Consider the following 19339-nt stretch of genomic DNA (forward strand, 5'->3'; position numbering starts at 1 on the left):
TTTTGTGGGTATTAATGAGGCGCTCAAACTGCATATGCCGAATCAAATACTACCCATTGTCTGGAGCACCTTCGGCGTATGTTTTGACACCTTCAGGCATGACTTCCCACGCTGCCTTAGAACCAACAAATATGTGATAACCGATCTCAACGTGAGGGTCGCCGTTGACACAACCCAGCGTAACCCCATGAATCAAACCATTGAACGTACCGCAAAGAGTGGAACCGCACTTACTGCAAAACTGCAGACCAAACGATTGCTGAGATGAATAGCTGGTAAGCAAGTCAGCCCCTTGAAGCCATTTGAATTCATTATGGTCTACCAGGGCATAAGCCGACGCTTGAGAGCTAAATGTTTTGCGACAACGGGAGCAGTGACATGATCTGGCATCCTTTAGAGCGCCACTTATCTCATACTTTATACTTCCACAGAAGCATTCACCGGTTATAGACATAGCTCTCCCAACCCTGATAAATCAATTTCAAGTAGAGACACCTTAAAATTGGTGCAGAATACCCACAGACAACCCATAACTCGTAACATCGAATGGCCGGCTGCTTGATGACAAGAAATCTTTACGAGATTTATATAAAAATTCCGCCAGCAAAGAAAAATCTGATCTTAATCTAAACTCGCCACCCAACCCGGCATAGAAACCATAACCACGGTCGTCGGCTGAGTCCGTCCCTGATGGCTTTAAATCATAGAAGCCCTCTTCGATTTCAACCTCCATGGAATATGCTAATCCGCCACCTCTAACGTAAGCCGATATATGAGGCTGAATATCGAACCGATATGCACCACCGAACAGCAAATCCAGGCTGTTTATCGTTAACTGGTAAGATCCAGTGTTGTCTTCAACCACATCTGTTTGGGAATCATTGATGCCAGTCAAGGCAACCTCCAGAGACAGGTTGTTTTCCAGTTGCAAGCGCAACCCAGCTTCAAGAGTCAAAGATCCATCAAAGTCGGCCGATGATACATCGACCCAATCAAAGCCAAGCTTTCCAAACCCACTAACAACTTGACCTTCTGATGATTCGGCTAGCGCAGTACCGCTCCAGCATGCCATCAATAAAGCGGCACAATATAGTTTGAACATCTGATTCATGGTTCATACCGCACTGTAACTGTATCACTTGCACTACCGATGGCGTATCCGCCGCTGATATCGGCCCCTAGATCATTACTGATCTCCCGGAATACCGTCAGCGAAATCGTACAATAATCCAGGTTATAAGAACCAAGATCTATATCATCTGCGCTAACCAACCCAAATGTGTAGGCCTCCAATACAGAACTCACGATCATAACGCTGATTTGTTGGAAGAAATCGCTGATAGCATTAACGACAGTGGTGGAAGGAATAAGCGAACCTACGCTGATATCGTGTGATCCGGTATCCGTAGAATTAATGATTGTTGATGTAGCCCACTGCACACTTTGATCACCCGAAAAGCAGGTCTGAACACTGGTCAACCTAATCTGGTCGCCGTTGGTTTCAGTGTTCCAGTTGAGCGCTATTGTCTGCCCGCGGCTCGTGTACGTGTCTGTAGGCAATGGACTGGTGAGCATTATTTCAGACGGGAAGTTTACGTCGAAAGCGTAGCCTACTAACTCACCTGGGCCGGGATCTACAAGCAATTCATCAACGGGATACCAGCGATCTTCACGGGCCGCCACCGGATCATGCTCAACAGCAAACTCAACGCCCTGCCCGGAATCATCCACTTGGATGTTCGCAATATAATCACCACCCAGGTTTTCGATGGAACGTAGAATAGAGGAATGCAAACCGCTGTCGCTGGATGCCACCACGATATCGCCACCCACCAACGCCTGCTTTCTTCCATCCTTATACAAGGATGCTGCTACCTGAGCCTCCATTGCGCCAAAAGGTAGGTTCGCCTGGATAGTAGCGGACACACCTTGTTGAGATACAGGATTTCGCAGGGAATCATTGCTTCCGGTGTAACAGGAAGCGCAAAGCAGCGAGACGAACACAACAAAACAACTACGCAACATGTCTAAAGGCTCAATCGTTTAAAGATCATTTCGGGGATATGTTTGATAATGTTCATTATCCCCCACCAAAACCACGGCAAGTACACAACATTACGCCGTTTATCAACCGCAGATACTATACCATTGGCCACTTGGTCTGCTGATGCCCACAGAGGCCCGCCTTTATCGAATTCTGCCGTCATAGGGGTATCTACAAAACCCGGTTTAATCGTTGTGACATGAACACCGGATTTGAACAATCTATTCCGCAAACCCTGCAGGTAAATGCTGACCAAGCCTTTGGCTGCACCGTATACGTAATTAGATTGTCTTCCCCGATCACCGGCCACAGAGGAAATCACCGCGATATCACCCTTACCTGCTTTCTCAAATTCATTCGCTGCAATGGTACACAGAGAAATAACGCTCATACCGTTAGTGTTAATTTCTAATTGTGTGGTGCCAAAGGACGCCTCACACGCCTTCTGATCCGGTAACGTGCCATGCGCGATGAAGATACCATCAATGCGCCCCATTTGCTCCGCTGCTGCATTCCAGCAGGCTTCATGTGCTTCGAACTGATTTACATCCATCACGTGCGTATATACATCGCTGGCACCTCGTACGCTGTAGTCGTCACGCAGTGTGGCCAGCTTTTTCTCGTCACGCCCTACCAGAAACAATTTATATCCACGAACCGACCAGATTCGACAAACTGATTCTGAAATAGCGGAGGTGGCTCCAATAATGATCCAATTCTTCATGATTATGCTTCCATTACTCGCTTCCAGAAACTGGAAGTAATATTCGGGTCTTTGAATTTTGCCAGCTGATTCGCACCGGGATAAAACAATCGGAAATGCTCCGCCTTCATGTTGGCGTCTTTTGCCGGGTACAAAGCCCCACCCGCCTGCACCACGACTTCGTCCAGCTGATCAAATAATTGCATTGTCTTATTGCCGCGATATGGAAAGTCCAACGCGAGGGTCGTGCCGGGCCGTGGAAACGATATCAGACCAGGGGAGGCAACCTCGCCAAACACTTTCAATACAGCCAAAAACGAGCCGTAATTCGCACGGCCAATTCTATGAAGCAGTTCGGTTATTGCTAAGTGGCTGTGCTCCATAGGAATCACACATTGATATTGTAGAAAACCTTTAGGGCCATACATTCGGTTCCAGTCATGGATATGATCCAAGGGATAGAAAAACGGATCGTAATGTGTGGTTTGATAACGCACCGGTTCTATCTGTCGATTGTAATAAAGCCAGTTAAATGCTTTAAGGGAGGCACTGTTTACCAATGAAACAGGTGGATCAATCGGCATTGACAGTGCCATTGCCGGTTTAGATGGGCGCGGTTGCACCGGGCGAGCGTGATTGCCTCTGGAAAAGTGGCCACGCCCTAACTTATCCCCGGATGCCAGACAATCCACCCATGCAACCGTGTATTCGTAATCCTGTTCCGACGCCTGTGACAACTCAAAAAACTCGGACAAATTGCGGTACTTGATGTTCTCAGCATTGATAGCAGAGTTACCAACTTTCTTAAGCTGTATCTCTACCCAAGTTATAAATCCTGTTATGCCCAATCCGCCAACAGTTGCGTTAAACCATTCGCTATTTTCTGAGGGTGAACAGACTCGAACGGAGCCATCGGTACGCAGCAGCTCGAAGCGAGTTACATGACAACCAAAGGTACCTGCAACGTGATGATTTTTGCCATGAACATCATTCGCAAGTGCACCGCCTACGGTCGCAAACTTTGTACCGGGCGTAACGGGAAGAAACCAGCCCTGCGGTTCTGCCACGTTAAGGATGTCCGCCAATGTCACCCCGGCTTCACACTGTATCAGCCCCGTATCGGGATCAAATCCAATAAACCGGCGCATAAAGCGGGTGGAAAGAACATTTCCACCTTCCAGCATGCAGCTATCTCCGTAGCTACGAGCATTACCCTGCGGCAAGAATACCTCATCGCTGGGCAGCGAAGTGGGCCGCCAATGCAAATCGACCCCTTTTTGTTCGCGGTAGGGGTATCGGCCCCAAGAGATATAGGGTTTAGTCATTCGTTATACCGCCAATGCCATGCAGCCTGCAATAAGCACGCCGCAGATTATGCTTGCTTTATCTTTAAGGGCAAACACGATTGGATCGTCATCCATACCGCCGCGATGAGCAATGATCCAGATATGGCTTACCCAATACAACATCACCAGGCAGGCAGGCCACATTAAGGATGGATCGCCATACATACCCTTAACCTCAGGGCTATTGATGTAAAGCGCTAAAACCAGTACCGAGATATAGCCGCTGGACCCACCCAGTGACGAAAGCAGTTCGAGATCTTCTACCTGATAGCCTCGGCCAAGTGCCTTGGTTGCACTTTTGGTTCTTAGTTTCATAAGTTCGGTATAGCGTTTAATGATTGCCAGGCTCAGAAACACGAATATCGAGAAGGACAAAAGCCAGAATGAAAGCGCTACGCTGATGGCAGCGGCCCCGGCCACTATTCTGATTGTATATAACGACGCGAGTGCGACTACGTCTACCATCACCAGTCGCTTTAGTTTAAAGCTGTAGGCAAGAGTCAGCACGTAATAGACTGCTAATACGATCTGAAACTCGACCGGTAAAAACAGGCAAATACCGATGGCCGCCAGTAACAACAAGGGAGCGCCTGCAATTCCAGCCAGGAGTGAGAGCGTGCCTGCGGCAAACGGTCGGTTCTTTTTGGTTGCATGCTGTCGATCGTCATTGAGATCCAATAAATCGTTAAGAAAATATACGCTGGATGCACACAGTGAAAATGCAACGAATGCCAGCAAGCTGGTGATCAGCATCTGTACATTCTGGAATTGATGGGCCGTGAGTAGCGGTATAAATATCAGAGCATTCTTAACCCATTGGTGAACACGCAGGGCCTTTATCACGACTTTAGCCGATGGCATAGCGACTGCAATGTGGCGCTCCAGACCACACAAGGCCTCCGCCTTTTTTGCCAAGCCATCAGAACCAACTACTACGGCACTGTCGCTGTGCTGCCATACCTTCAGATCCACATTGGCATTGCCTGCATAGACGTAGTTGCCTTCTCCGTATCGTTCAGTAAGCGCTGCACGTTTTCGGGCGCCGGACAGGTTCACCTTATCATCAGACGCTAACACGTCATCAAAAAGTCCGGTGTGTTGTGATATGGATTGGGCATAACGTGAATGGGATGCGGTGGCAAGAATGACCTCCCTACCCTCTTCGCGCTGTTGTCTCACATACTGGATGACCTCATCATTGTACGGCAGATACTGAACAGGAATATCAACCCGTCGGGCGATTTGGGCTTTGAGGTTGGCTTTACCCCCCAGCAGCCAAAGTATTGCGTAGATTGCATTAAAAGGGTTGCTTCTTATGAGCAACATGAAAGATTCAAGTAACAGATCTGTTTTGATAAGGGTTCCATCCAGATCGACTACTAATGGTTTCTTATTGTTAGACATACATCAACCCTGTTCCACTACTTCACTCGCTGCAACAGGGACAATGCCTCTTGCGGCCATGATCCCGGCGACGATCAACCCGATAAAAACTGCAAACCAAAGCGTTGCGATTCGACAAATCAAAGTCGCAGCAATTGCGACCGGCTCCGGCACACCTACGCTGATCAGCAACAGCCCCATAACGGCCTCGGTTGAGCCAAGTCCGCCCGGCAAGAACGATATAGCACCAATTAGCACCGCAACACCGTAGATACTCACTGCAGCCAGCAAATCCACATCTTGACCCAACCGTTCCAGCAAATACCAGAATCCGATTCCTTCCGCCATCCATGCGGTTATCCCCAGCAGGATGCCACCCATTAGCTCTTTGTTCTTCAACAACACTGCAGAGGTATTTAGCAGTTCAATCAGGTGGCCTAAAGCGGCCCCGAACTTGGTCGGCAGAGCAGAAGACATTCGGTCGAGTTTGGAAAGCACCAAGCGGCTGTGTAACACCGGAAGGCTGGCAAACACTACCCCAGCACTGATTATGATCAAGTAGCTGTAGCCTTCGAATAATACAGCGGCCGCACTGGACATCAGAACAATGGTAAGCAGATCCTGAAACCGCTCCACAAAAAAAGTGCTGAAAGTATTTGAATAGCTGATCCCGTGCTGTTTCAAATACAGTGAACGCACCGTTTCACCGGCTTTCCCGGGCGTGGTGGACAGCGCAAAGCCACTTACGTAGTAAGCCAGATGCCGGCGGCGAGGCATTCTAGTGCCGGAGAGCTTTGTTAAATACCATTCCCACCGCCAATATCTGAGCAGATAATTAACGAGCGACAACGACAGAATGACAATCCAGCCAACTAAGCCCAGTTTGGCGATGGCTGCTCCGGTTTGTTGAAAATCACCAAGAAACATCGCGCCAAAATAAAGCCCGATCCCCAGGATGACCGATAGAATAATGGGTTTTTGAAACCGCCCCATGAAGAAGATTCCACTGCTGTTATAGTTTAAAGCGCGCGACGGCGTTTAAGAGTTCTTTTTCTAGTGGCCTGAGTTTATCACTTCTCGCTACCAATGTGTCGCTTTCAGCGTAGGAAGCATCGCTACAGCCATACTTGATATCACAATATAACTGATTGATTTTATTTATATTATCTGCCTGATCGGGAAACTTTTTTTGTGCTCTTAATGCATAGGACAGGGGGCCCTCACCCGGAACCAGCTCCAACCCTTTACGCTCAAGCTTTCTGATAAACCTATAATAAGCTTTATCGAACACATCCAGCTTGGTTACTGGTCGATGAGTTAACAACAGCCAACCGGCAAGGATCAGTATGACACTACCAGCGGTGGTCCCTAGAAGTATTGCAATACGCTGTGGCGTTACCTCACCCAGTAGATCTTTGAAAAGCTGATTTTGGCTGTTCTCATTGAACGACACGACATTCTTAAACCATAAGTAATCAACATAATCCGCCATTAAGCGCATCTTCTCCAATAGCGCGATGTTTCTGACGTTGAGGCCCGAGAAAGGTGAATCCAACAGCGATTCCTCATCAAGACTGTCCTGCAATGACCCCATCTCTATGCGGTGCGGCGCTACCGCAGCGGTAGGATCGACTCTTACCCAGCCACGCCCCTGCACCCAATATTCTGCCCAGGCATGGGCGTCATATTGATGTACCAGCAGATAATTGCCAATTGGGTGCGGCTTTCCACCTTGATAGCCACCCACCATGCGCGCAGGGATGCCAACGGAGCGCATTAAATATACGTACGCTCCGGCATAATGGGCACAGAAGCCGCGCTGTGTCGAAAACAGAAAATCGTCGATAGAGTTTGCGCCCAACCTTGTGGGTTTCAGTGTGTAGACAAAATTCTCTTTAAAAAACCACTGCAGGATTGTCGAGGAGAGTTGGTCAGGGTCACGTCCAAGCTGATGATACACTTGCTTTGCAAATTCCTTGGCTTGCTGATTACCCTGGGGCGGCAGAGCTGTATAGTGAATGTAAGACGAGTGAGTTAGCCCTTGCGCTTCGTAATCGAAATTCTGATAGGTTTCCACCGAATACGAGACAGGGTAATCGATAGACTCGGCAGCATTGTTCATCAAGCTGTTTGCACTGAAATGCTTAATGCCTGTAATTTTGGCCCAGGCAGAAGCAAACAACCAGTGCTGGCCTGTTGGCTCCATGTACACTTTGTAGTGAAGCGGATCGCCTCTAACATTGAGCTTAGTCGGATCAAATGGCCGCTGATAGCTGTCATCAAACGCAAACCAGGTGCGCCCATCGAACCGATCAAACACTACCGCGCGCCAGTAGCGATCCTTGGGCGCAGGTATCTCGCCTTCGAATTCCACTCTGAACGCAAGCTTGGTTGACTGCGACAACTCTGCAACATCACCCGGTGTCATCCTATCACTTAGGCCGGTGCGGTTCGTTGTTGCCTGCATTCCAAGATCCCAAATGGGCCCAATTCGGGGGAACAGAAAGAACAAAACCAACATTAAAGGCATAGCCTGAAGCACGCTGACCAGTGCAGTTTTGACGGGTTTCCAAATGGCGATGGTGCGATCAGTTTGGTTAAGCGCAACCAGCGCGGCAGTAATCAGGATAAGAACCAGAAACACATAAATAGAAGTATACAGAGATTTGGAGAACAAAAACTCAGTGGCCAGCACGAAATATGACAGTATCACGATAAGAAATGCATCCCGCTTGGTGTACATCTCCAGCTGCTTAAACAAGTACGCTGTAATCAGCAAACCGACCCCTGCATCAGGGCCGAAAATAGTACCATGATGAAAAATGACGCTGAGAAATCCAGTGGATACAAGCAGCAGACGAATCCAGCGCGGCGGAAAACGCATGCGCTCGCGGAACACCTGTATACGCCAACCAAGCACTATAATGAATACGCCCAACATCCACGTGGGCACGCGCCCAATATGGGGTAAAACCGAAAACACCACACATGCCAGCAACAGAACGAAGGCCGTTCTGGGCATAGGAAACGTATGTCTGATTTTTTTATCGGCCATGATGATAGCTCGCCAGCAATTCCAGACACTGTTGCTCGTGCTGTTTTCCTGTTGATGGCTCTACCCTGTGGCCCGGCAAATTGACACCGTAAGGTTCATTCCCATTTGCCAAATGCACAACCCAGAAACAGATATACGATAGTTTCAATTCAAAATCGGAAGTAGGTGCATCATGCCAGTCCAGCCAAAGGGTCTTACTTTCATAACCGTGAAACTGCTTGCTATAGAGAGTGTTACGGCGGGCATAGGCCTTCCAGTCCACTGTTTTCAGTGAATCTGAAGTGTTATAGGCCCGCAAGCTGTCAAAATCCTCATGCCCATCAGGCGTTATCACGTTGCCCTGCTCTCGATTAACGGTCGGATTTTTTGGCAGTTCACATTCGATGGGCTTGGGATAAACCAGTGTCGACATATCCAAATCGACCCAGGTCCAAGCTCGACACAAACCAAACGGATACAGGGTATGGAGTTTTAATCGCCCGGGACGGTAACGCCCTCGCTTGCTGGTGCGCAGCAACATCGCCACGGGCGTCTCCTGTTCGGCTATCAAATTATGAGGATCACTTTTGTAACCGTGCCACTCACAGTAGATGGAGTGATGATCTTTGTGTTTTGTTTTCGATAGATGAATAACGAACTTGGCTTCGGCACCTGCGAACGCGGGCTCGGTGTGGCCCGCGCTAATGGCTAATCCTGAAAGATTGGAGAACGTCTGCAGGATACTAACCACAAACAGGCTACCGAGAAAGAAGCTGAAATTCAGTATGAGGGAGTTTTCGTAATTCACGCCAGCCAAGAACAGCAACAGTGTCGTAAACAGATAACCTATCCCCATCCACGAAGGGAGAATAAATATTTTTTTCTGATTCAATACGATCCGGTTTTGCGGCGGCAAGCGTCGATCCAGCCAGGCTTGCCAGCGGCTGCGGATTAGGCGGCGGACAGACAGTATATTACCGGCTCGGGATGACATCGACCTGCTTCAACACGGTATCCACCAGTCGCTGCCCCTCGTGGCCTGTAATATCACGGGATCCAGCCAGACGGTGCTCGGCAACAGAAGGCAGGATAGCCTGAACATCTTCTGGAATCACATGTTCGCGCCCCGCAACGAACGCATAGGCTTGTGCGCTTTTTACCAGTGCCATGCCGGCTCTGGGAGAAAGACCGAAGCTGAACTGATTGGACTGTCGAGTAAACGCTAAAATACGTTGAACGTAATCTAACAGCGCATCAGATACGAAGACCTTCGTCACCTGATCCTGAAGTTCAGCTAGCTTCTCTCCATTGGTTGACGGTGTGAGCTTCTCTAAATCCTGGCGCGGATTAAACCCTTTCAACAGTTTCCGTTCTACGGTTGGATCTGGATACCCTAAGCTTATCCGCATCAGAAAACGATCCAATTGGGATTCAGGTAATGGATAGGTTCCCATCTGCGTGGTTGGATTCTGAGTGGCAATGACAAAGAACGGTTGTGGTAAGGGGTAAGTGGCACCATCAATCGTCACTTGCCTCTCTTCCATGGCTTCCAAAAGTGCACCTTGGGTTTTTGGCGTGGCGCGATTGATCTCATCTGCTAGCAACACTTGTGAAAAGATCGGGCCGCTTCGAAACTCAAACGTTGCACTGGTTTGATTGAAGATGGAGGTGCCGAGGATATCGGCTGGCAGCAAATCGCTAGTAAATTGAATTCTTTGATATTCAAGGCCCAGCACACGTGCCAAAGCGTGAGACAAGGTGGTTTTTCCCATGCCGGGCAAGTCTTCTACTAGCAGATGGCCTTTGGCCAACAGGCAGGCCAGCGCTAACTTGACCTGTTCCTCCTTGCCAAGCAGGATATTTGATAACGCCTTGATCAAGGGTGATGCAGAATTAGACACGGGTTCTCCCTGATAACCATCCAAATAAAAAGGCTACTGAACGTAACCGCTTAGGTTACAGTTTAGCAGCCTTATCGGATCCAGCCTGTGATCAAATCCTAAGACAGCTTAGTCAGCCCCCGGTTCAAATCCGCCTTGATATCGTCTATATGCTCAAGACCCACTGCCACGCGAATCAGGTTCTCGGTAATGCCTGCTTCCGCTTTCGCTTCATCTGACAGCCGACCGTGGGTAGTTGTGGCAGGATGGGTGATCGTGGATTTTGCATCGCCAAGATTGCCAGTGATCGACAGAAAACGAGTTGCATCAATCACACTCCAGGCCTCTTTACGCCCACCTTTAACCCGGAACGACAACACCCCGCCAAATGCGGATTGCTGTGCCCTGGCCAGCAAATGCTGAGGATGAGTGGGAAGTCCGGTATAGAACACTTTCTCTACCGCTGGTTGCTGCTCCAACCAGTCAGCCAAACGCAACGCGCTGGCAGAATGGGCCTGCATACGCAGGCTCAGGGTTTCGAGGCCCTTGAGAAAAACCCAGGCATTGAAGGGGCTCATGGTGGGCCCGGCGCTGCGCAGGAAGCCAAACACCTCTTCCATTAACTCAGAACGACCACAAACCGCTCCACCAATACAGCGACCCTGCCCGTCCAAAAACTTGGTGGCAGAATGCAAGGCGATATCTGCACCCATCTCCAATGGGCGTTGCAATGCTGGCGTACAGAAACAATTGTCCACTACCAGTAAAGCATCATGTTTATGGGCAAGTTCCGCCATTTTAGCGATATCGGCCACTTCACACAGTGGATTGGATGGCGTTTCCAGAAAGAACATACGAGTGTTCGTTGTGATAGCCGCTTGCCACTGGGTGATATCGGTCAGGGATACAAATGTGGTTTTGACCCCAAACTTCTTCAGGTATTTCTCGAACAGAACATTGGTGGTACCGAAGACACTGCGGGAGCAGATCACTTCATCGCCTGATTGGAGCAAAGCCATGGCGGTAGCAAGTATGGCGGCCATTCCAGACGAAGTCGCCACGCAACGTTCTGCGCCCTCCATCGCCGCCAGGCGTTGCTCAAAAGCACGAACGGTAGGGTTGGTGAAACGCGAATAGATATTGCCGGGTTCTTGACCCGAGAAACGTGCGGCCGCCTGCTCAGCGCTCTTAAACACATAGCTGGATGTGGTAAAAATCGGCTCACCATGGGCACCCTCATCCGTACGCAGCTGGCCGGTTCGCAATGCCAGCGTTTCTAAATGCAGGGATGAAAGGTCATCAAGTTGATCCATGGTGAGAAGTTCCTACCTTTACCTAGTTAGTGTTATGAAGATCAATGCTTTCGCTATTAACCATCAGTTTGGCTACTTTCTGGTTCTTGGCATCATCATTACGGCTGGCTTCCAAACGCTCAAGATAACCCGAATTGATATCTCCAGTAATGTACTGGCCATCAAATACAGAGCAGTCGAAATTCACGATATCAGGATTACCCTCACGTGATGCTGCCACCAAATCTTCCAGATCCTGATACACCAGCCAATCGGCACCGATCAGTTCCTGAATTTCCTTAACAGTACGCCCGTGAGCAATCAGCTCCTTGGCAGCAGGCATGTCGATGCCGTAAACATTCGGGAAGCAAACCGGCGGCGCAGCAGAAGCGAAATACACATTTCTGGCACCTGCATCTCTGGCCATTTGTATGATCTGGTTGCAGGTAGTGCCCCGCACGATGGAATCGTCTACCAGCAGCACGTTTTTGCCCTGAAACTCAAGCCCGATTGCATTTAGTTTCTGGCGCACAGACTTCTTGCGCTCGTTCTGACCGGGCATGATAAAGGTGCGCCCGATGTAACGGTTTTTGATAAAACCTTCCCGAAACTTAACACCCAAGTTGTAAGCCAACTGCAACGCAGAGGTACGGCTGGTGTCAGGGATAGGAATGACTACGTCGATGTCGTGATCCGGCCATACGCGCTTGATTTTATCAGCCAGCTTTTCACCCATTCGCAAACGGGACTTGTAAACTGATATCCCGTCCATGATGGAATCAGGGCGAGCCAGATATACATGCTCAAAAATGCAGGGGCGATATTCTGCACCCGGCGCGCACTGGCGAGTGAAGAGTCGACCTTCCATATTAATGTAAACCGCCTCGCCTGGGGCAACATCGCGCACCAGCTCGAAACCCATTGCCTGTAATGCCACACTTTCTGAGGCAATCATGTATTCCATGCCTTCAGGCGTTTCGCGCTCGCCGAAGCAGATTGGGCGAATGCCGTGGGGATCGCGAAATGCAACAATGCCGTAACCGGTGATCATGGCTACAACTGCATAGGCACCCTTGCAACGTTGATGCACTGCTTCTACCGCAGTGAAGATATCTTCTTCGGTAGGCACCAGTTTGCCTAAGCGCTGTAACTCGTGCGCCAGAATGTTCAGCAACACCTCAGAATCAGAATTGGTGTTGATATGGCGAAGATCCGTTTTATATAGATCCTCACCGATTTCAGCAGCGTTAGTCAGGTTACCGTTGTGGGCAAGGGTGATCCCATAGGGGCTGTTTACGTAAAATGGCTGCGCCTCAGCGGAACTGGATGACCCCGCTGTTGGGTAGCGCACATGCCCTATTCCCATGTTGCCCATTAAACGGCGCATATGACGGGAGCGGAACACATCCCTCACCATGCCGTTATCCTTTCTGAGGTAAAGCTTGTCCTGATCACAGGTCACTATACCGGCGGCATCCTGGCCTCTGTGTTGCAAAACAGTCAGAGCATCATAGAGAGTCTGATTAACATTGGAGCGGCCAACAATGCCGACAATTCCGCACATTCGCTTATACCTCGATACGTCGTGTGCTTGGATCTACCTATAATAGCCCAAATAGATTGCTCTATTCAGAGCCGATGTTCATGATCTTTGTCCAGATGAGTTGCCCGGTATCGGTGGTCCACTGCTCCACTTTCATGAAATGTGGAATCATAACCGACTGTTTCCACCAAGGATCGGCGGGCATCTGGGTCATACGAGAAAGAACCGACAGGGCAATCACCACCAGCAGGCAGCCCCGCGCCAAACCAAAACCACTGCCCAGTACTCGATCAGTGCCGGATAAGCCGGTGGCTTTGACGACTTCTTTAACCAGGTGTTTAATCAGCGCGCCTACGATCATGGTGAGGATGAACAGGGCCACGAACGCCAGAGGCTGACGGGCAGACGGAGGATCGACCCAATCGGCCAGCACAATGGCCAACGGCACGCTGAACAGCCTGGCGATAACAAACGCCGCGATCCAGGTCACCAGTGATAGGGCTTCCAGAGAGAATCCGCGGTGCAAACTGAGGGCCATTGAAAGGCCTATGCTGCCGAGAATGACATAATCAGCAATGCTCATTACAGGGGATTACCTGGACAACAGTGAGAGTTCTGGGAAAGGGCGCATTCTAACAGAGCTAATTCCAAAAAACTAATGTCTGTACATCAAGGAATATACTTTAAAATCAGCGTCTTAACCTGATAATCACGCTCCAGGGCAATTTTTTGCTGATCCAATCGGTATTTTCGAATTTCAGGGCCCACATAAACCTTATAGAGCGCACCGACTTTCTTGCTATAGGCCTTGTAATCAGCCGCTATTAACTTGTCGCGAAGGCCATCGGCGTTGGCTTTACTGGAAAAGGCACCGACCTGAATAATCCAGGCATCTGCCAGCTCCAAAGGATCCTGGGGGGCCGCACGAATGGCTTGGTCGGCTGCTTTTTCTTGCTCAATATAGTCTTCTACTGTGGCTTGTGATGAGCTGGCCTGTGCTGCAGCAACTGCATCCTGCTGTACTTCTGCCTCACTGGATTGCGCCGCCTGCTGTGCCTTGGCTTCGCTAACGGCCTCAACAGCGGCAATAACCTCTCTGGCCTCCTCCTCTATCGGAGAGAAGTCCACGGCTTCGATGGTCATGGCCGGTTGCTCGGGGTATTCGTAATCTTTTGAGTTCACACGCTGCTGCTGACCGTCGAACACCAGCGGAAGGAATATTACCGCCAGCGAAATCAATACGATAGCACCGACCAATCGTTGTTTCAGGCTTTGATCCAATGGTTTACCCTTTTGTCATGTTGAGCTTGGGGCCATATTGTATAACGTCTGCCACGGTATAAAACGATCCGAATACCAGTATCAGATCTTTGTTGGAAACCGAATGCAATAACCGGTTGCAGACACCGTGAGCGCTTAAGGCGGGCTTGTCACAGCACGCCCCCATTTCAGTCAGTTGCTCAAATAGCTTAATGGCAGGCAGTGCCCGCTCGCAATCCAGCTCAACCGGATACCAGCGATCTACTATAGCCAGTAGAGCCATTAGGGTATCCGTGATGTCTTTGTCGGCCAGCATACCCACGATGCAATGTATGCGCCTGGTGGAATCGCTAGCCAAATGGGACACCAGCGCGCGGGCTGCGTGGGGGTTATGGCCCACATCCAGCATAATATCGGGCTGATGATGTATAAACTGTTTTCGACCGGCAACCATAACTTGCCGCAATGCAGATTCCATTGCAGTGCGTTCAATGTTAAAGGGCGACAAAGCCAGAGCCTGCAGCGCTGTGGCGGCATTTTGCAAATAAATGTCAGGCAACGGTAAGCGCTTATGGTCTAGGGTGGTTTGATCCCCGCAAGTCAGCGTTATAGACCATGTATTGGTATCAACGTGATCGATTTCATCCACTTGATAAGTGAAGTGCTGGCCCTGCTGATAAAGGGCAGTGTTCATTTCAAGGGATTTTTTAACCACTTCGTGAGGCGGATCGGGTTCGCCCATTACCAACGGCTTATTGCTGCGAGCGATACCAATTTTCTCAAATCCGATGCTGGCACGATCGTTTCCTAACCAAGCCTGATGGTCGATGTCGATACTGGTCACAACAGCAACGCTGGCATCCCAGATGTTCACCGCATCAAGCCGACCACCCAGACCCACTTCAAGCACCCAGGCATCCAGCTTCTGCTGCCGAAACAACCAGATCGCAGCCAGGGTTGTGAATTCAAAGTACGTCAGACTGATCGCACCGCGCCCCGCCTCCACCGCCTCAAAAGCGCTGATCAGCTGTTCGTCGGTGCTTTGAACTCCATTCACGCATACGCGTTCATTAAAATCAATCAAGTGGGGTGATGTGTAGAGCCCGGTGCTGTAGCCAGCCTGCCTTAGCAACTGATCGATCAACGCGACCGTGGAGCCCTTGCCGTTGGTGCCGGCGACGGTAAAAATAAAGGGGGTATTACTGATCAGATCCAGACGCTGTGCCACCGCCTGGATTCGCTCCAATCCCATATCGATTGATTTGAAATGGAGCCGTTCCAGACGGCTAAGCCAGTCTTTAAGCTGCATTCTGTGGAAGCAGCTTGCCCATCAGACGATGCAATGTATTACGCATCTCATGACGATGAATGATCATATCCAGAGCGCCGTGCTCCAGCAGAAACTCACTGCGCTGAAAACCTTCAGGCAATTTCTGGCGCACCGTTTGTTCAATAACCCGGGGGCCGGCAAAGCCTATAAGGGCGTTTGGCTCGGCAATGTTGATATCTCCCAACATGGCCAAACTGGCGGACACACCACCGTAAACAGGATCCGTCATCACTGAGAAGAACGGCAAGCGGTTCTCCTTGAGTTTTTCCAACGCTGCGCTGGTCTTAGCCATTTGCATGAGGGAGAACAACGCCTCTTGCATACGAGCGCCACCACTGGCAGCAAAGCACACCAGAGGGCAGCTGTTTTCGATAGCAGCATTCACCGCTCTGACGAATTTCTCGCCAACGATCGAGCCCATAGACCCGCCCATAAATTCAAATTCAAAGGCGACGGCGATAACGGTCGAGCCTTCGAGGGTACCTTTAAAGGCAACAAGGGCATCGTTCTCCCCGGTGCCTTTCTGCGCGCTCACAAGGCGATCTTTGTAGCGTTTGCTGTCTTTGAATTTTAGACGATCCACCGGTTGCAGGTCGGCAGCCAGCTCTTCCCTGCCGTCCTGATCCAGGAACAAATCAATACGACGCCGGGCGTTGATCCGCATGTGATGATCACACTGAGGACAAACATCGAGGTTTTTTTCCAGCTCCGGGCGATAGAGGAAGGCGCCACATTTTGCGCATTTCTTCCATAAGCCCTCGGGTACTTCGGTTTTTTTGTTGCTCGAAGTTCTGCCCACACTGGGTAGAATCTTTCCTAACCAGCTGTTACTCATAACAACGCCATCCTGATTCTCTTATGGTTATTATTTATTGATCCAGGCCCAGCCGCAGGGATTGGGTGAACTCCGTTACGCGCGCCATCATAACCTCGCGATCGTTCTGGGATTCAGCAATCAACTTAACTAGTGCACTGCCCACTACCACGCCGTCGGCATTCTCACCGATCAGGCGCGCGGTTTCAGCGTCCTTGATACCAAAGCCTACCGCGATGGGCAAATCGGTTGTTTTACGAATTGTTTCCAACTTCTGATTTACACCGTCTATATCCAGGTGTCCGGCACCGGTTACGCCTTTTAATGACACGTAATAGAGGTAGCCGCGCCCTGCTGCGCAGATAGTTGCAATGCGCTTATCGCTGGTCGTGGGTGCGATCAGGAAGATAGTGTCCAAACCTGCTGCATCAAACAGTTTTATAGGTTCAACAGCCGCTTCCGGTGGCAGATCCACAATGATTAAACCATCGACTCCGGCTGCTGCGGCATCGGTGGCAAAACGGTCGTAACCGTAAACTTCTACCGGGTTCAGGTAACCCATCAACACGATAGGCGTCTGCTGATTGGTTTGGCGGAATTCTTTTACCATCTCCAGCGCGTGGACGGTGGTGACGCCATTTGCCAAAGCACGCTCATCGGCAAGCTGAATCACCGGGCCGTCCGCCATTGGATCGGAAAATGGTATGCCCAGCTCGATGATGTCTGCGCCATTTTCTGCCAGGTTGTGCAGCAAGGGCACTGTGGCGTCCAACTGAGGATCACCGGCAGTGATAAATGGGATCAGTGCTTTTCTATTTTGTTGCTTCAGATTTTGAAGACACGCCTTGATACGGCTCATCCAATAAACTCCTTACTGTACCGTACTAGAGAGTGATGCCGTCGATCTCGGCAACGGTAAGAATATCTTTGTCACCACGGCCAGACAGGTTCACTACTATGATCTGGTCTTTATCCATCGTGGGCGCAAGCTTGGCGGCATAAGCCAATGCGTGACTTGATTCCAGAGCCGGCATGATGCCCTCCACTAAAGTGAGGGTTCGGAATGCGCTCAGCGCTTCGTCATCGGTGGCCGCCACATAATCAACTCTGCCACAATCCTTCAACCAGGAATGCTCAGGGCCAACACCAGGGTAATCAAGGCCAGCGGACACGGAATGGGTATGCATGATCTGGCCTGCATCGTCTTCCATAAGATAGGTGCGATTGCCATGCAAAACGCCAGGGCGGCCAGCACACAGTGGCGCGGCGTGTTGCCCGCTTGCCAACCCTAAACCGGCAGCTTCAACACCGTACATCTTGACCGACTCATCAGACAGGAAGGGATGGAACAAGCCAATGGCGTTAGAACCACCACCCACACACGCAACCAGAGCATCCGGCAACTGGCCGGTTTGATCCTGGCACTGGCGGCGGGCTTCGCGGCCTATAACGCACTGGAAATCGCGTACCAGTTTGGGGTAAGGATGAGGTCCGGCAACGGTACCGATGATGTAGAAAGTGTCGTCCACGTTGGTTACCCAATCGCGCAACGCTTCGTTCATGGCGTCCTTAAGGGTTTTGGTGCCAGACGTCACCGGGGTCACTTTCGCACCCAACAGTTTCATTCGGTATACATTCAGGGATTGACGTTTTACGTCTTCAGCCCCCATGAATACCTCGCACTCCAAACCTAAACGGGCTGCTACGGTAGCACTGGCCACGCCATGCTGCCCGGCACCGGTCTCGGCAATGACGCGACGCTTACCGGTGTATTTTGCCAACAGTGCCTGACCGATGGTGTTGTTTACCTTATGGGCGCCAGTGTGATTTAAGTCCTCGCGCTTTAGATATATCTGGGCACCGCCCAGTTGCTTCGACCAGCGCTCGGCGTGATACAGGGGCGAAGGACGCCCCACATAATGGGCAAGATCATAGTCAAAGGCGGCCTGAAATTCAGGGTCTTTGGACAGTTTGTTATAGATCTCTTCCAATTCATCCAACGCAGACATGAGGGTTTCAGAGACAAAGCGGCCACCGTAAGGGCCGAAGTTTCCGAAATCATCCGGCGTAGTCAGAAAATCACGCTCATTTTGAGACACTGTGTACTCCTGTGATAAAAGCTTGCATCAACGCATTGTCTTTCTTGCCTTTGGCGGCTTCTACGCCACCGCTGACATCCACCGCCCAAGGCCGAACCTGGCGAACTGCATCCGCTGCATTTGAGGGATCAAGTCCGCCGGCTAGAACGATAGGTTTACTGAGTCCTTTGGGCACTGCCTGCCAATTAAATGTCTGGCCGGTGCCACCGGGCTGACCCGCCACAAAGGTGTCGAGAAGAATACCACGACTGCTGTGATATGTCTGACATTGTGCGGCCAAATCCGTACCCGCTTTCATCCGAATTGCCTTGATATAAGGCCGCCCCCAGGCGCTGCATTCGGCCTCTGATTCATCACCATGAAATTGCAGCAAATCCAATGGTACCGCCTCCAGCACAGAGCGCAGAAAACCAGGATCAGCATTCACAAACAGCCCTACAGTGGAGACAAATGGCGGCAGTTGTTCCAAAATGGATTTGGCTGTTTGAATGTCGATGTTGCGGGGACTGGGCTCATAGAACACGAAGCCGAGGGCATCCGCACCCGCGCCACAAGCCGCCAGAGCATCTTCAAGATTGGTGATTCCGCAGATTTTTACCCGTGTCACAAGG

19 protein-coding genes are annotated in these 19339 nt (G+C 50.4%); all 19 read right to left on the reverse strand.

All coding sequences use genetic code 11. The features are described 5' to 3' along the window. Positions 1–49: 49 nt before the first annotated feature. Complete coding sequence (locus Kalk_RS01530; RefSeq protein ID WP_101892528.1) at positions 50–454, reverse strand: GFA family protein; 405 nt, start codon at positions 452–454, stop codon at positions 50–52. Between the two features lie 42 nt (positions 455–496). Next, positions 497–1111 carry an outer membrane beta-barrel protein gene (locus tag Kalk_RS01535; RefSeq protein ID WP_101892529.1) on the reverse strand — a complete coding sequence of 205 codons (615 nt, stop codon included), beginning with the start codon at positions 1109–1111 and terminating at the stop codon, positions 497–499. Further along, on the reverse strand, positions 1108–2025 hold the full coding sequence (locus Kalk_RS01540; RefSeq protein ID WP_158643258.1) for a hypothetical protein: 918 nt from the start codon (positions 2023–2025) through the stop codon (positions 1108–1110). Before Kalk_RS01540 ends, Kalk_RS01535 begins: the two co-directional genes overlap by 4 nt. Before the next feature lie 2 nt (positions 2026–2027). Beyond that, entirely contained in the window at positions 2028–2768 is a 741-nt protein-coding gene (locus Kalk_RS01545; RefSeq protein ID WP_101892531.1) for an SDR family oxidoreductase, read from the reverse strand. Positions 2769–2770: 2 nt separating this feature from the next. Further along, positions 2771–4072, reverse strand: coding sequence for an FAD-binding oxidoreductase (locus tag Kalk_RS01550; RefSeq protein WP_101892532.1), 1302 nt, complete (start codon positions 4070–4072; stop codon positions 2771–2773). Between the two features lie 3 nt (positions 4073–4075). Further along, positions 4076–5497 (reverse strand): UbiA family prenyltransferase, encoded by a 1422-nt coding sequence (locus Kalk_RS01555; RefSeq protein ID WP_101892533.1) that lies wholly within the window; start codon positions 5495–5497, stop codon positions 4076–4078. 3 nt (positions 5498–5500) lie between these two features. Further along, positions 5501–6469 (reverse strand): lysylphosphatidylglycerol synthase transmembrane domain-containing protein, encoded by a 969-nt coding sequence (locus tag Kalk_RS01560; protein ID WP_101892534.1) that lies wholly within the window; start codon positions 6467–6469, stop codon positions 5501–5503. Positions 6470–6488: 19 nt separating this feature from the next. After that, the gene (locus Kalk_RS01565) at positions 6489–8531 is read right to left on the reverse strand and encodes a transglutaminase TgpA family protein (RefSeq protein WP_101892535.1); all 2043 of its coding nucleotides are present in this window, start codon (positions 8529–8531) and stop codon (positions 6489–6491) included. Continuing rightward, entirely contained in the window at positions 8521–9504 is a 984-nt protein-coding gene (locus tag Kalk_RS01570; protein ID WP_101892536.1) for a DUF58 domain-containing protein, read from the reverse strand. The genes Kalk_RS01565 and Kalk_RS01570 overlap by 11 nt, the downstream gene beginning before the upstream one ends. Beyond that, the gene (locus Kalk_RS01575) at positions 9485–10411 is read right to left on the reverse strand and encodes an AAA family ATPase (RefSeq protein ID WP_101892537.1); all 927 of its coding nucleotides are present in this window, start codon (positions 10409–10411) and stop codon (positions 9485–9487) included. The genes Kalk_RS01570 and Kalk_RS01575 overlap by 20 nt, the downstream gene beginning before the upstream one ends. A 98-nt stretch (positions 10412–10509) precedes the next feature. Next, complete coding sequence (locus tag Kalk_RS01580; protein ID WP_101892538.1) at positions 10510–11703, reverse strand: O-succinylhomoserine sulfhydrylase; 1194 nt, start codon at positions 11701–11703, stop codon at positions 10510–10512. A gap of 22 nt (positions 11704–11725) precedes the next feature. After that, the gene (purF, locus tag Kalk_RS01585; RefSeq protein WP_101892539.1) at positions 11726–13246 is read right to left on the reverse strand and encodes an amidophosphoribosyltransferase; all 1521 of its coding nucleotides are present in this window, start codon (positions 13244–13246) and stop codon (positions 11726–11728) included. Positions 13247–13307: 61 nt separating this feature from the next. Next, positions 13308–13808 carry a CvpA family protein gene (locus tag Kalk_RS01590; protein WP_101892540.1) on the reverse strand — a complete coding sequence of 167 codons (501 nt, stop codon included), beginning with the start codon at positions 13806–13808 and terminating at the stop codon, positions 13308–13310. A gap of 86 nt (positions 13809–13894) precedes the next feature. After that, entirely contained in the window at positions 13895–14506 is a 612-nt protein-coding gene (locus Kalk_RS01595; protein ID WP_101892541.1) for an SPOR domain-containing protein, read from the reverse strand. Between the two features lie 4 nt (positions 14507–14510). Then, on the reverse strand, positions 14511–15794 hold the full coding sequence (gene folC / locus Kalk_RS01600) for a bifunctional tetrahydrofolate synthase/dihydrofolate synthase (RefSeq protein WP_101892542.1): 1284 nt from the start codon (positions 15792–15794) through the stop codon (positions 14511–14513). Further along, positions 15784–16650: an acetyl-CoA carboxylase, carboxyltransferase subunit beta gene (gene accD, locus Kalk_RS01605; protein ID WP_101892543.1), complete on the reverse strand. Its 867-nt coding sequence runs from the start codon at positions 16648–16650 to the stop codon at positions 15784–15786. The genes folC and accD overlap by 11 nt, the downstream gene beginning before the upstream one ends. Positions 16651–16684: 34 nt before the next feature. Continuing rightward, entirely contained in the window at positions 16685–17488 is an 804-nt protein-coding gene (gene trpA / locus Kalk_RS01610; protein WP_101892544.1) for a tryptophan synthase subunit alpha, read from the reverse strand. Between the two features lie 25 nt (positions 17489–17513). Further along, positions 17514–18728 (reverse strand): tryptophan synthase subunit beta, encoded by a 1215-nt coding sequence (trpB, locus tag Kalk_RS01615; RefSeq protein WP_101892545.1) that lies wholly within the window; start codon positions 18726–18728, stop codon positions 17514–17516. After that, positions 18715–19335, reverse strand: coding sequence for a phosphoribosylanthranilate isomerase (locus tag Kalk_RS01620; RefSeq protein ID WP_101892546.1), 621 nt, complete (start codon positions 19333–19335; stop codon positions 18715–18717). Before Kalk_RS01620 ends, trpB begins: the two co-directional genes overlap by 14 nt. Positions 19336–19339: the final 4 nt, after the last annotated feature.

It is taken from the genome of Ketobacter alkanivorans (genome assembly GCF_002863865.1).
Classification (GTDB): domain Bacteria; phylum Pseudomonadota; class Gammaproteobacteria; order Pseudomonadales; family Ketobacteraceae; genus Ketobacter; species Ketobacter alkanivorans.

Bases quoted from the DNA above. Each gene is read 5' to 3' on its own strand.
- Kalk_RS01530 (WP_101892528.1), bottom strand. From the start codon at position 454: ATGTCTATAACCGGTGAATGCTTCTGTGGAAGTATAAAGTATGAGATA.
- Kalk_RS01535 (WP_101892529.1), bottom strand. From the start codon at position 1,111: ATGAATCAGATGTTCAAACTATATTGTGCCGCTTTATTGATGGCATGC.
- Kalk_RS01540 (WP_158643258.1), bottom strand. From the start codon at position 2,025: ATGTTGCGTAGTTGTTTTGTTGTGTTCGTCTCGCTGCTTTGCGCTTCC.
- Kalk_RS01545 (WP_101892531.1), bottom strand. From the start codon at position 2,768: ATGAAGAATTGGATCATTATTGGAGCCACCTCCGCTATTTCAGAATCA.
- Kalk_RS01550 (WP_101892532.1), bottom strand. From the start codon at position 4,072: ATGACTAAACCCTATATCTCTTGGGGCCGATACCCCTACCGCGAACAA.
- Kalk_RS01555 (WP_101892533.1), bottom strand. From the start codon at position 5,497: ATGTCTAACAATAAGAAACCATTAGTAGTCGATCTGGATGGAACCCTT.
- Kalk_RS01560 (WP_101892534.1), bottom strand. From the start codon at position 6,469: ATGGGGCGGTTTCAAAAACCCATTATTCTATCGGTCATCCTGGGGATC.
- Kalk_RS01565 (WP_101892535.1), bottom strand. From the start codon at position 8,531: ATGGCCGATAAAAAAATCAGACATACGTTTCCTATGCCCAGAACGGCC.
- Kalk_RS01570 (WP_101892536.1), bottom strand. From the start codon at position 9,504: ATGTCATCCCGAGCCGGTAATATACTGTCTGTCCGCCGCCTAATCCGC.
- Kalk_RS01580 (WP_101892538.1), bottom strand. From the start codon at position 11,703: ATGGATCAACTTGATGACCTTTCATCCCTGCATTTAGAAACGCTGGCA.
- purF (WP_101892539.1), bottom strand. From the start codon at position 13,246: ATGTGCGGAATTGTCGGCATTGTTGGCCGCTCCAATGTTAATCAGACT.
- Kalk_RS01590 (WP_101892540.1), bottom strand. From the start codon at position 13,808: ATGAGCATTGCTGATTATGTCATTCTCGGCAGCATAGGCCTTTCAATG.
- folC (WP_101892542.1), bottom strand. From the start codon at position 15,794: ATGCAGCTTAAAGACTGGCTTAGCCGTCTGGAACGGCTCCATTTCAAA.
- accD (WP_101892543.1), bottom strand. From the start codon at position 16,650: ATGAGTAACAGCTGGTTAGGAAAGATTCTACCCAGTGTGGGCAGAACT.
- trpA (WP_101892544.1), bottom strand. From the start codon at position 17,488: ATGAGCCGTATCAAGGCGTGTCTTCAAAATCTGAAGCAACAAAATAGA.